Below are 13946 nucleotides of genomic sequence, written 5' to 3'. Positions count from 1 at the left end.
TGTTGGGGCCCCACTAGAATTGAAAAAAGCTTGTTACAAGCGTATTTTCTTTCAGTCAACTACTGCCAATATAACATTGTAGTGCCTAGGACATTGAATTTATGACCCAGGCTCAGTCTTATTTCATCATTCTTAATATCGTTAAAGACCAACTTGTATCTTAAACAAATACTATCTCAATATGTACAAAGCTTGTTATTTATTCAGCATTTTTTGCCGTTCTTCATTATATAGACTTCGTCAGTTATGCTATTTTACCTTTAAAATGATGTTGTAAATATAATGTTGTCTTTATACAAAAATGTTTTATACCTTTTTATTATACAGTTTGCCTTAATATAATTAAAGCTAACGCATTAATAAAATTAATATTTTTACCATTAACATGTACAATGAATAAAGTTAAAAGTAATATGACTTCTATAGATATAAATAAACCCTCGATTGCATCTAAGTCAGCAATCAAGGGTTTATTTTTTAAATCTTCATAGTTTGATGATTTAAATTATCTTTTATCTAATTCTTGTTTTAATAGTTGATTTACTAATTGTGGATTAGCTTGACCTTTAGACGCTTTCATAATTTGACCAACTAAGAAGCCCATAGCTTTGCCTTTACCATTTTTGTAATCTTCAACTGATTGTTCGTTATTGTCTAATGCTTCATTTACAAATTTTAGAAGTGTTGCTTCATCAGAAATTTGAACTAAGCCATTATCTTCCATAATCTGTTTAGCATTACCACCTTTAGCTGCTAACTCTGGGAAGACTTTCTTCGCAATTTTACTGCTCATTGTTCCGTCTTCGATAAGTTTAATCATACCTGCTAAATTTTCTGGTGTTAATTTAGTATCTAATAATTCTACTTGATTTTTATTTAAATATTCGTTTACGCCACCCATTAACCAGTTAGATGTTAATTTAACATCTGCACCGTGTTCAATTGTTGATTCAAAGAAATCTGACATTTCTTTAGTCAATGTTAATACGTGTGCATCGTATGCAGGTAAACCTAATTCATTTACATACTTAGCCTTACGCTCATCTGGTAATTCAGGAATTGTCTGACGAACACGCTCTTTCCAAGCATCATCAATATATAAAGGTACAATGTCAGGCTCTGGGAAGTAACGGTAATCATCAGAACCTTCTTTAACACGCATTAAAATTGTTTTACCTGTAGATTCATCAAATCGACGTGTTTCTTGTCCGATTTCTCCACCATTTAACAATTCTTCTTCTTGGCGTTTTTCTTCATATTCTAAACCTTTACGTACATAGTTAAATGAGTTTAAGTTTTTCAATTCGGCTTTAGTACCAAATTTTTCTTGACCATATGGACGCAAAGAGATGTTAGCATCACAACGTAAAGATCCCTCTTCCATCTTAACGTCTGATACACCAGTGTATTGAATAATTGAACGTAATTTTTCTAAATATGCATATGCTTCTTTAGGTGAACGAATATCTGGTTCAGATACGATTTCAATTAGCGGTGTACCTTGACGGTTCAAGTCAACTAATGAATACTCACCTTTATGTGTTGACTTACCAGCATCTTCTTCCATGTGAAGACGAGTAATACCGATTCGTTTTGTTTCACCGTCGACTTCGATATCGATATATCCATTTTCACCAATTGGTTGATCAAATTGAGAAATTTGATATGCTTTTGGATTATCTGGATAGAAATAGTTCTTACGGTCAAACTTAGATTCTGTTGCGATTTCCATATTTAGTGCCATTGCAGCACGCATTGCCCAGTCTACTGCACGCTTATTAACAACTGGTAAGACACCTGGATATGCTAAGTCGATAACATTTGTATTTGAGTTAGGTTCTGCTCCAAAATGCGCTGGTGATGGAGAAAACATTTTTGAGTCCGTTTTTAACTCTACGTGAACTTCAAGTCCTATAACTGTTTCAAAATGCATGATTTCCACTCCTTATAATTTTTCATAAACGTCATGTAAATTGTATTGTGTTTCATATTGATAAGCGACACGATATAACGTTTTTTCATCGAATGGTTTACCAATGAACTGTAAACCGATTGGTCGGCCATTTGATTGTCCACAAGGAACAGAAATACCAGGTAATCCAGCTAAGTTTACTGGTGTTGTTAATAAATCATTGGCATACATTGTTAATGGATCATCAATTTCTTCACCTAAATTAAACGCAGTTGTAGGCGCTGTTGGACCAACTACTACATCATAATTTTCGAATACTTTATCAAAGTCATTTTTAATCAATGTTCTAACTTTTTGAGATTTTTTATAGTAAGCATCGTAGTAACCTGAACTTAATGCAAATGTACCTAAGAAAATACGACGTTTTACTTCTTTACCGAAACCTTCAGATCTTGACATTTTATATAATTCTTCTAATGAATGAGCTTCTTTAGAATGATAACCATAACGAATTCCGTCAAAACGAGAAAGGTTTGACGAAGCTTCTGATGATGCAATCACGTAATATGATGGAATACCAAATTTAGTATTTGGCAATGATACTTCCTCAACGACAGCACCTAAAGATTTTAAAGTTTCTACAGCGTTTTGAACTGCTTCTTTTACGTCATCAGCTACACCTTCACCTAAGTATTCTTTAGGTAATGCAACTTTTAATCCTTTAATATCTTTACCAATTTCAGATGTAAAGTCTACATCATCAACTGGTGCACTTGTAGAGTCATTAACATCTGCACCAGAAATAGCTTCTAATACGATTGCATTATCTTTTACATTTCGAGTCAATGGACCAATTTGGTCTAATGAAGATGCAAAAGCAACTAATCCAAATCGAGATACACGACCGTATGTTGGTTTCATACCGACAACGCCACAATATGCAGCCGGTTGTCTAATTGAACCACCTGTGTCTGAACCTAAGCTAAATGGTACTAAGCCAGCTGCAACTGCTGCTGCAGATCCACCTGATGAACCACCTGGTACTGCTTTATGGTCAAATGGGTTAACTGTTTTTTTGAAATAAGATGTTTCTGTTGAACCACCCATTGCAAACTCATCCATATTTAATTTACCGATTAAAACGGCATTCTCTTTATGTAGTTTTTCCATTACAGTAGATTCGTAAATTGGCACAAAACCTTCTAACATTTTACTTGCACATGTTGTTTCTAATCCGTTTGTAATAATGTTATCTTTTATACCCATTGGAATACCAAATAATTTGCCATCCATTTGATCTTTTGCTTGTAATTCATCCAATTCTTGCGCTTTTTTGATTGCATTTTCTTTATCCAGCGCTAGAAAAGACTTAATTGTTGGATCAGTCTCTTCAATTGCATCATATATATCTTTAACAACATCAGATGGTTTGATTTTTTTGTCTTTTATTAAAGTTAATAAATTCTCAACCGATTCGTAGCGAATGCTCATCTTACGCGTCCTCCTCATTCATGATTGTAGGCACTTTAAATTGTCCATCTTCTGTTTCTTTGGCATTTTTCAAAGCTAATTCTTGCGGAATACCTTTAATTGCTTTATCTTCACGTAAAACGTTTTGTAAATCTAAAACGTGATATGTAGGTTCAACGCCTTCTGTATCAGCGCTATCATTTTGTTTTGCAAAATCTAAAATGCTTTCTAATGTGTTGGCCATTTCTTCCGTTTCTTCAGGAGAAATTTGAAGTCTTGCAAGATTCGCGATATGCTCAACTTCTTCACGTGTTACTTTTGTCATTAATAAAAGCCTCCTTTAAGTCATTCATCACTAAATTGTATCAAATTTCCAATTAAAAATCTAAGTATTTATGAGGTGCTACTTTAATTTCATATAAACTGTATAAACATTATCATTCGTTTATCAAATCATTTTTTATGAAAACAACACTCTTTTAATATTAGACAACCCAATTCAATATTATGATTATGCAATTTTAATTATAAAAATTTGCTCATATCCAAAAAATACGAAAGCGCTTCCTATATTGGTATGCAAGTATTTCAAAAAGAATAAATTTAATTTTCCTACTTTTCTAAACATTTATCTTTATGTATAATGTTTTCAAGTAACTAAATTATAAATTAAATAAAGGGAGTGTTTATCATGCTTACAATGGGGACAGCATTAAGTCAACAAGTAGATGCCAATTGGCAAACTTATATTATGATTGCCGTCTACTTCTTGATACTAATCGTTATTGGCTTTTACGGTTACAAGCAAGCAACTGGTAACCTAAGCGAGTACATGTTAGGTGGACGTAGTATTGGACCGTATATTACTGCATTATCAGCTGGAGCTTCAGATATGAGTGGATGGATGATTATGGGGCTACCTGGTTCTGTCTATAGCACTGGTCTATCAGCTATGTGGATTACAATCGGTTTAACATTAGGTGCTTATATAAATTACTTTGTTGTTGCTCCTAGACTTCGTGTTTATACCGAATTAGCTGGAGATGCAATTACATTACCAGATTTCTTTAAAAATCGTTTAAACGATAAAAATAATGTGTTAAAGATTATTTCTGGATTGATTATCGTAGTATTCTTTACATTATATACACATTCTGGTTTCGTATCTGGTGGTAAATTATTTGAAAGTGCTTTTGGATTAGATTATCATTTCGGTTTAATATTAGTTGCTTTCATTGTCATTTTCTATACTTTCTTTGGTGGATATTTAGCTGTATCAATTACAGATTTCTTCCAAGGTGTCATTATGTTAATTGCGATGGTTATGGTCCCTATTGTTGCTATGATGAATTTAAACGGCTGGGGAACGTTTCATGATGTAGCAGCTATGAAACCTACAAATTTAAATTTATTTAAAGGGTTATCATTTATAGGAATTATCTCTCTATTTTCATGGGGATTAGGTTATTTCGGTCAACCTCATATCATTGTAAGGTTTATGTCTATTAAATCACACAAGATGCTACCTAAAGCTAGACGTTTAGGTATTAGCTGGATGGCTGTTGGTTTATTAGGCGCTGTGGCTGTTGGTTTAACAGGTATTGCATTCGTACCTGCTTATCATATTAAACTAGAAGATCCTGAGACATTATTCATCGTGATGAGTCAAGTACTCTTCCATCCTCTTGTAGGTGGTTTCTTACTTGCTGCGATTCTAGCTGCAATTATGAGCACGATTTCTTCACAATTACTTGTAACATCTAGTTCACTAACGGAAGACTTTTATAAATTAATTCGTGGTGAAGAAAAAGCTAAAACGCACCAAAAAGAATTTGTTATGATTGGAAGATTATCTGTATTAGTTGTAGCAATTGTTGCCATCGCGATTGCATGGAATCCAAACGACACAATTCTAAACTTAGTAGGTAACGCTTGGGCCGGATTTGGTGCATCGTTCAGTCCACTTGTGCTATTTGCACTTTACTGGAAAGGTTTGACACGTGCCGGTGCTGTAAGTGGAATGGTTTCAGGTGCCTTAGTCGTTATCGTTTGGATTGCGTGGATTAAACCATTGGCACATATCAACGAAATATTCGGCTTATATGAAATTATTCCTGGATTTATTGTAAGTGTAATCGTTACATATGTTGTAAGTAAACTTACTAAAAAACCTGGTGCATTTGTTGAAACTGACTTAAACAAAGTTCGTGACATCGTTAGAGAAAAATAATTCATAAGTCTTAACAAATTAAAAAGGTACTAATGTTAATCAAAATTATGACTAACATTGGTACCTTTTTATTATCTTTAATTTACAATTAATTACTGTAAATATGAACTTGCGGTTCTTTGTCATCTTTTGTCTTACTAATTAAAGCACGTGGTTGGTTACCATCTTTAATACGAATTTCATAGTTATCGATTTTATCGAAATATTTATTCGCTTGTTCAGTAACGTACTGTGTAATACCAATTGTTTCAGCTTGTCCATAGTAATCGATTGGTAAATCTACTACTAATCGTTGTGGCTTTTTATCAACAAATTTAACTTTCCCTACTGCTTGTGTGAAATTAGAAAAATATGATTGCAAATTATCATTAAATTGCTTGAAATTATTATTTAAATTTTCATCATAATCTGCTGCTGTTGAAGAAGGTAATAAAGCTGATTTTTCATTGATATTATGCCATTCATTAAGCTTTGTTTGACTCTTTTCTGCAGTCGCTTGAGTGATAAATTCACCTGGTGTGATTGAATCTTCACTTGATTGCTTATAAATTGCAAAATGAATTGGTATATCTTTTAAATCATCATTTTCACGTAACCTTGATAATATCTCACTAGCCATTTGTTTACCTTGCTTTTTAACTTCGCTATCATCTAGTTTTTTACTAAAAGTCGGTCCATCTTTTTCTTTTTTATAGTAATAAACACTATTCATAGCTAAACCAATCGTCATACCTTTAATATTCTTACCTTTTGTATCTCCACCACCATAAAAATCTTGCTCTAAAATGTTAGATAAATAGGCTGGTGATTTTTCTGCAATCTTTTCAGGATTTGTTTCACCTTCGTGTGATGGATTAAGTCCTAAATTTTCATTCGCTTTCTTGTCTTTTTTATCTTTTTCAGACATCTTATCGATTTCACGTTTTGTATACTTAGGATTTAAATAGGCATTAATTGTTTTCTTGTCCAAAAATTGACCATCTTGATACAAATATTTATCTGTTGGAAATACTTCTTTACTTAAGTTCAATAAACCATCTTCAAAGTCGCCGCCATTATAACTATTTGCCATGTTATCTTGTAAAAGTCCTCTTGCCTGGCTTTCTTTAAATGGTAACAATGTACGATAGTTATCACCTTGTACATTTTTATCCGTAGCAATTTCTTTTACTTGATTTGAACTATTGTTATGTTTTTGATTATCTTTTCCAGCCTGGTCATCCTTATGGTTACCACAAGCAGCGAGTATAAAGATAGCTGTAATCAATAATACTAATGTACGCTTCATCGACATACCCCTCTAACTATTTAATTCATTTTGCTTATCTACAAATTGTTGCTCTGTCCAAATTTCAATACCTAAACTTTGTGCTTTTGTTAATTTTGAACCTGCATCTTCACCAGCAATAACGACATCTGTATTTTTAGTAACGCTACTTGTAACTTTAGCACCTTGTGATGCAAGCCATTTAGATGCTTCATTGCGTGTCATTTGATGTAGCTTACCAGTCAGTACTATCGTTTTACCACTAAATTCAGGATGTCCTTCAATATCTGATGTTTTGATACCTTTATAAATCATATTAACATGTTTATCTTTTAATTTTTGAATTAAAGCACGAATATCTTCATTTTCTAAATAAGTAACTACAGATTGTGCTACTTTATCACCTATATCATGAATTTCTACTAATTCCGCTTCAGTTACCGTTAGTAATCGATCTATCGTTTCATATTTTTCTGCTAACACTTGGCTCGCTTTAACACCTAAATGCCTAATACCTAGACCAAATAATAAATTTTCTAAAGAGTTGTCCTTAGCTTGTTGAATGGCAGCTAATAAATTATCAACTTTTTTCTGCCCCATTCTATCTAAAGGTAATAAATCTTCTTCTGTTAAATAGAAAATATCAGCAACATCTTTAATTAATTCGCTTTGATAAAGCTGTTGAATAATTTTAGTGCCTAAACCATCAATATTCATGGCTTGTCTTGATACAAAGTGAATTAATCCTTCAACAAGTTGTGCTTGGCATTTTGGATTAATGCAACGAAGTGCTACTTCGCCTTCAATACGTACTAATTCATGTCCACAACTTGGACAATGGGTTGGCATATGATATGTGACAGCATCCTCAGGTCTACGTTCTGGAATACTACGTACAACTTCAGGTATGATGTCACCTGCTTTTTTCACTACAACACTATCACCAATTCGAATATCTCTGTCATGAATTAAATCCTCATTGTGCAAAGATGCTCTTGATACAGTTGTACCAGCTACTTTTACTGGTTCTAAAATAGCAGTAGGTGTGACTACACCTGTTCGTCCAATACTTAATTCAATATCTAATAATTTAGTTACTACTTCCTCAGCTGGAAATTTATAAGCAATGGCCCATCTAGGAGATTTTTGTGTGAATCCCATCTCATCCTGTTGATCTAAATCATTAACCTTAATGACAATCCCATCAATATCATAAGGTAATGACTCTCTTTGGCTTGTCCATTTTTCAATATACTCTAAAACACCATCGATATTATTTACACGCGCTCTATTTTTATTCGTTGTAAAACCTAATTTATCTAACTCATCTAATGCTTCACTTTGCGAACGCGCATTGAAATCAGTGAAATCATTGACACTATATATAAATACGCTTAGCTTTCGTTTTGCCGTTAATTTAGAATCTAACTGTCTTAATGATCCCGCAGCAGCGTTTCTTGGATTTGCAAATAACTGCTCATCATTTTTTTCTTTTTCTTCATTTAATCGTAAAAATGAACGTCTCGGCATATATGCTTCACCACGAACTTCTACATTTAATGGTTCTTTCATTTTCAAAGGTATCGCATGAATTGTTTTTAAATTTTCGGTAATATCTTCACCTGTTGTTCCATCACCACGTGTTAAACCTTGAACGAAGTATCCATCAACATATTTCAATGATACTGCTAAGCCATCAATTTTTAATTCGCACATATATTCAACGTTGCCAATTTGTTCACGTATGCGTTGGTCGAATTTTCTCAAATCATCCTCATTAAATGCATTCCCTAAACTTAACATTGGCGTGTCATGGTTGACTTTTTTGAAAGAGGCTTGGGCTTCACCGCCAACTCTAACTGTTGGAGAATCTACAGTCTTATACTCAGGATGCTCCTCTTCTATTTTAATCAGTTCATGAAGTAATTTGTCATATTCACTATCTGGTACAGATGGATTATCCTCTACATAGTATTCATAACTGTATTGATTTAATAAATCATGTAACTCGTTCACACGAGACGATAAATCAGCCATCCCTTAATCCTCCTTTTTTTCAATTGGTGCAAATTGCGCTAACAAACGTTTTGGCCCTTGTGATTTAAAGATAATATCTAGTTCGATTGAGCCATTTTTCTCGTTTACATTACTCACCATGCCTTCTCCCCAGGCTTTATGCATCACTTTGTCACCTACATTCCAATCAGATGACGATACTTGTTTTTTCGTTGACGTTGTTCGTTGACTAAATCCGCGTTTAGCAAAAGGTTTTGCCTTAGGTTGTATCGTTTGTCGTTTGCCACTTGAATGATTTTCTAATAGTGATTCTGGAATTTCCTTTAAAAATCTAGATGGCATATTCGACTGAGGGCGACCAAATAACATTCTTGATGTCGCATGAGTGATATATAACACCTCTTCAGCCCTTGTAATTGCTACATAACAAATACGACGTTCTTCTTGCATTTCGTGATCATCTTCACTCTTAATCGCTCTAATATGTGGGAATAAAGATTCTTCCATCCCCATTATAAAGACGATTGGAAATTCAAGGCCCTTAGCCGAGTGCATCGTCATTAGTGTTACGCCATTTTCAGTATCTGCCTCATCAATATCAGCTACTAACGATAAATCCGTTAAAAAGTTAATTAATGACTGTTCTTCTAATGGGGTATTTTCCTCATAGTCTTTTGGTACTGACATAAATTCATCGATGTTTTCTAATCTACTTCGAGATTCTAGTGTATTTTCACGTTCAAGCATTTCTCGGTAGCCAGACTTTTGTAATACTTCATCAACTATTTCATGAATTTCTAAAAATTCTTGTTCTTTTATCAAGCTTTGGATTAACTCGTAAAAATTAAGACACTCTTGTGTCACCTTTTTTGACAATCCGATAAAATCAGCTTCTCCAAGTGCATCAAACATACTGATATTGTTTTGAAGTGCATAGTTTTGAACTTTTTCAACAGATGAAGGACCTACACCTCTTTTTGGAACATTAATAATACGTTGCAAACTAATGTCATCATTACTATTGGCAATTATACGCAAATAACTTAATAAATCTTTGATTTCTTTACGGTCATAGAACTTTTGGCCACCAACCATTGTGTATGGCATATTAGATTTCATGAATGTTTCCTCAAGTACACGTGATTGTGCATTCGTTCTATATAAAATTGCCATATCTTGATATTTCTTACCATTACGTTGATGCTTCATAATTTCTCGTATTACAAATTCCGCTTCATCACGTTCCGTCATTGCTTCATAGTAATGAATTTTCTCACCATTCGTATTTGCAGTCCACAGTCCTTTTGGCTTACGTTCAGAATTATTTTTAATCACTTCGTTAGCCGCATTTAAAATCGTTTTCGTCGAACGATAATTTTGCTCTAAAAAGATTGTATTCGCTTCTGGGTAGTCTTTTTCAAATGATAAGATATTTTGAATATCAGCACCACGCCAACCATAAATTGACTGATCTGAGTCACCTACAACACATAAGTTTTTAAACTTACTTGCTAATAATTTAACTAATGTATATTGTGCTTTATTAGTATCTTGATACTCATCTACATGAATATATTGGAATTTGTTCTGATAATATTCTAGAACTTCTGGTACACGCTCAAATAAGTTAATCGTTGTCATAATAAGGTCATCAAAATCTAACGCTTCATTACGCGACAATTGGCGTTGATATCCACTATAAACCGTTGCTACCATTTGCGAGTGATAATCTGTGGCTTCTTTTTGAGCATCTGCAGGTGTTTTAAGTTCATTTTTCAAATTACTGATCGCACCGATAAACATACGAGGTTCAAACTTTTTACTATCAATATTTTCATTTTTTAAGACGTCTTTAATAACAGATTTTTGGTCTGTAGGATCAATTATCGTAAAATTGCGTTCTATACCTATTCGATCTGCATCACGACGTAAAATACGAACACACATTGAGTGGAATGTTGACATCCAAATAACTTCTGCTTGATCACCTACTAATTTTTGAACACGTTCTTTCATTTCTCTTGCAGCTTTATTTGTAAAAGTAATAGCCAAAACATTGTATGGTGAGACATCTTTTTCGTCTAATAAATAAGCAATTCTATGTGTTAAAACACGTGTCTTCCCTGAACCAGCACCTGCCATAATTAACAATGGTCCTTCTGTTGTCTTTACAGCTTCACTTTGCTCTGTATTCATATGATTTAATAACGCATTCATTTACTAGACTCCTTTATTTTTACTGTTTTTAAAGCTTTTTTAATATCTTTATAAATAATATCACCGACGATAATTGTATCTGCAATAGCTGCCATCTCTGTCGCTTGTTGTTCTGAGGAAATACCGCCACCATAAAAAAGTTGCGTTTCTGTTAGATGTTCTGAGACAGCTTGAACCTTTGATACGTCGCCATAAATGCCACTATACTCTATATACATAACCGGTAATCGATACATATGATTGACCATTTGGGCATATGCTTCTAAATCTTCTGTTGTTAAATCTGTATTTGCTTTGGTATGTTTTGCCACTTTGCTATCAGCATTGCACACGACATACCCTTCAAATATTACTTCCTCAAAATCTATACTATGTCCATATGTTTTAAGCGCTTCTAATAATGTACCATTGTGAAATACAACATCTGTACTGTTCAGTACTGTAGGTACAAAATAAAAATCAAAACCAGGCATTACACTTTCGATGTTTGATATTTCAAGTACTAAAGGCAATGGGTATCTTCTTACTCTGCTCATTAAATGAATGACATTATCTTCAGTAACGTCATCAGTTCCACCAATCATAATTGCATCTGTTTGAGACATACAAATCGCATCTAAATCATCATCTGAAATATGTTTAGCTGGGTCTAATTTAAAAATATGGCGCCATTTTTTAATGTCATACATTTTCCGAAACTCCTTTTTTAACATACATATGATTATAGCATTTTTAAGTGTCGAGTTCTAAAGACTTAATATGAATTTTAAGTTCTTTTACTCTGTAAATTTTTTCGTGAAAAAACAATGATTATCTACCTTATTAGTGCAGATAGATAACCATTGTTTATCGTTCATTTATTATTCATTTGTTTCAATATTCATACGATCTAAAATCATTGTATAAGCATCATTACCCCATTGTAATGAACGTTTCACTCTAGAAATCGTTGCAGTCGATGCTCCAGATTCTTGTTCAATCGTTGCATAGGTATAACCTTGCTTAATCATTTTAGCAACTTGTAATCTTTGAGACAGTGATTGAATTTCATTTACAGTACACAAATCATCGAAAAATTGGTAACATTCTTCTCTATTTTCTAACGTTAGTATTGCATCAAACAATTCATCTAACGCTGCACCTCGTAATTTTTCAATTTGCATATCGAAACAACCCCTATAATTTTATTCTTTATGTCATTTTAACGCATTAATCTATTAAAGTGTAGCGATTTATATTTTATTAAATCTGAATCGTTACTTTATTTAATTTTATGCTAATCCAGCGCGTTCGAAAATAGTGTCAACTTGATTCAAATGATGTTTAGGATCGAAACATTCATCTAATTCTTCTTTTGTTAAAACACTTGTAATAGACTCATCTTGTTCGATTAATTCACGGAAAGGTGTTTTCGTTTCCCAAGATATCATCGCTTTTGGTTGTACTTTGTCGTATGCTTCTTCACGAACCATACCTTTATTAATTAATGCTAATAAGACACGTTGTGAGAAAATCAGACCAAATGTTTTATCTATGTTATTACGCATATTATCTTCAAATACAGTTAAACGGTCCACAATATTTGTGAAACGATTCAATGCATAATCTAGTGCTATTGTAACATCTGGTAACATAATACGCTCAGCAGAAGAATGAGAAATATCTCTTTCATGCCATAATGGCACATTCTCATAAGCTGTAGTAATATAACCACGAATGACTCTTGAAATACCTGTGATATTTTCAGAACCAATTGGATTTCGTTTATGAGGCATTGCAGATGAACCTTTTTGGCCTTTTGCAAATGCTTCTTCAACTTCTCTTGTTTCGGTTTTTTGAAGGTTACGAATTTCAACGGCAAATTTTTCTAGTGACGTCGCGATTAATGCTAATGTCGCAATATAGTATGCATGTCGATCGCGTTGCAATGTTTGCGTTGATACAGGCGCTGTGCCAATACCTAAATGTTTACACACATAACTTTCTATTTCAGGAGGAATGTTAGCAAAAGTACCTACTGCACCACTCATTTTCCCTACTTCAATTTCTTCTCTTACTTGTTTGAAACGTTGTAAGTTACGTTGCATTTCCGTGTACCACAATGCCATTTTGACACCAAATGTAGTTGGTTCTGCATGCACTCCATGTGTACGTCCCATCATCAATGTATATTTATAATTTTTTGCTTTTTCAGCTAAAACGTCGATAAATCTTTCTAAATCTTTTTCAATAATGTCATTTGCTTGTTTAATAACGAAACTTAAAGCTGTATCTACAACATCAGTAGAAGTTAAACCATAATGTACCCACTTACGTTCTTCACCTAGCGTTTCAGAAACTTGTCTAGTAAAGGCTACAACATCATGGCGCGTTTCTTGTTCAATTTCTTGTGCACGTTCGACATTTACCTTTGCGTTTTGACGAATTTTTTGTACGTCAGCTTTCGGTATATGTCCTAATTCACTCCATGCTTCACATGCTAAAATTTCCACTTCTAACCATGCTTCATAGCGATTTTGATCAGTCCAAATATTAGACATTTCTTCTCTAGAATAGCGTTCAATCATTTTTTTAACTCCTATCGTATGTATACTCGAATTTTCAAAAACAGAACATTTTTAATAAAAATAAACAAAAAGTTCGTTTTTAACTCTACTCTTCACAGTTTAACAGAATTGGTTATAAATGTATAAAAAATTTCCGTATATTCTCATTCTATTTTATTTTTTACATTAATACAATTATCTATGGCAGATTAATACTGATTTCTAATTGTAAATGTTCGCAATACTTTAATCTAATTGGTATTTATAATGATCCATTAAGAATATATT

At 33.2% G+C, this 13946-nt stretch carries 11 protein-coding genes; 1 reads left to right on the top strand and 10 read right to left on the bottom strand.

Translation table 11 applies throughout. The features are described from left to right. Nucleotides 1–319 precede the first annotated feature (319 nt). Genes IDG60_RS12205 through gatC form a run of 4 tightly spaced genes read right to left on the bottom strand, consistent with a single transcriptional unit; the run spans nucleotide 320 to nucleotide 3707 of the window. Entirely contained in the window at nucleotides 320–466 is a 147-nt protein-coding gene (locus IDG60_RS12205) for a hypothetical protein (protein ID WP_001789566.1), read from the bottom strand. A 39-nt stretch (nucleotides 467–505) separates the two neighbouring features. After that, a complete protein-coding gene (gatB, locus tag IDG60_RS12200) occupies nucleotides 506–1933 on the bottom strand; it encodes an Asp-tRNA(Asn)/Glu-tRNA(Gln) amidotransferase subunit GatB (RefSeq protein WP_000545370.1) in 1428 nt (475 codons plus the stop codon). 12 nt (nucleotides 1934–1945) lie between these two features. Then, on the bottom strand, nucleotides 1946–3403 hold the full coding sequence (gene gatA / locus IDG60_RS12195; protein ID WP_000027917.1) for an Asp-tRNA(Asn)/Glu-tRNA(Gln) amidotransferase subunit GatA: 1458 nt from the start codon (nucleotides 3401–3403) through the stop codon (nucleotides 1946–1948). Between the two features lies 1 nt (nucleotide 3404). Further along, nucleotides 3405–3707 (bottom strand): Asp-tRNA(Asn)/Glu-tRNA(Gln) amidotransferase subunit GatC, encoded by a 303-nt coding sequence (gene gatC / locus IDG60_RS12190; protein WP_000170162.1) that lies wholly within the window; start codon nucleotides 3705–3707, stop codon nucleotides 3405–3407. A 366-nt stretch (nucleotides 3708–4073) separates the two neighbouring features. On the opposite strand from gatC, the gene putP reads away from it, so the two are divergent. Next, nucleotides 4074–5612 (top strand): sodium/proline symporter PutP, encoded by a 1539-nt coding sequence (putP, locus tag IDG60_RS12185; RefSeq protein ID WP_000957020.1) that lies wholly within the window; start codon nucleotides 4074–4076, stop codon nucleotides 5610–5612. Between the two features lie 88 nt (nucleotides 5613–5700). On the opposite strand, the gene IDG60_RS12180 is transcribed toward putP, so the two are convergent. From IDG60_RS12180 to purB, 6 genes are all read right to left on the bottom strand, one after another. After that, on the bottom strand, nucleotides 5701–6900 hold the full coding sequence (locus tag IDG60_RS12180; RefSeq protein WP_000831700.1) for a CamS family sex pheromone protein: 1200 nt from the start codon (nucleotides 6898–6900) through the stop codon (nucleotides 5701–5703). Nucleotides 6901–6912: 12 nt separating this feature from the next. Beyond that, nucleotides 6913–8916, bottom strand: a complete 2004-nt coding sequence (gene ligA / locus IDG60_RS12175) for an NAD-dependent DNA ligase LigA (protein ID WP_000774556.1) — start codon at nucleotides 8914–8916, stop codon at nucleotides 6913–6915. Nucleotides 8917–8919: 3 nt separating this feature from the next. Beyond that, nucleotides 8920–11112 (bottom strand): DNA helicase PcrA, encoded by a 2193-nt coding sequence (pcrA, locus tag IDG60_RS12170; RefSeq protein ID WP_000992924.1) that lies wholly within the window; start codon nucleotides 11110–11112, stop codon nucleotides 8920–8922. Next, nucleotides 11109–11801, bottom strand: coding sequence for a heptaprenylglyceryl phosphate synthase (gene pcrB, locus IDG60_RS12165; protein WP_000272070.1), 693 nt, complete (start codon nucleotides 11799–11801; stop codon nucleotides 11109–11111). The genes pcrA and pcrB overlap by 4 nt, the downstream gene beginning before the upstream one ends. A gap of 171 nt (nucleotides 11802–11972) precedes the next feature. Beyond that, a complete protein-coding gene (locus IDG60_RS12160; RefSeq protein WP_001165363.1) occupies nucleotides 11973–12275 on the bottom strand; it encodes a YerC/YecD family TrpR-related protein in 303 nt (100 codons plus the stop codon). Between the two features lie 108 nt (nucleotides 12276–12383). Then, a complete protein-coding gene (purB, locus tag IDG60_RS12155; protein WP_000572878.1) occupies nucleotides 12384–13679 on the bottom strand; it encodes an adenylosuccinate lyase in 1296 nt (431 codons plus the stop codon). Nucleotides 13680–13946: the final 267 nt, after the last annotated feature.

The organism is Staphylococcus sp. EG-SA-2 (assembly GCF_017152085.1).
This window is presented reverse-complemented; position numbering and strand designations above follow the sequence as displayed.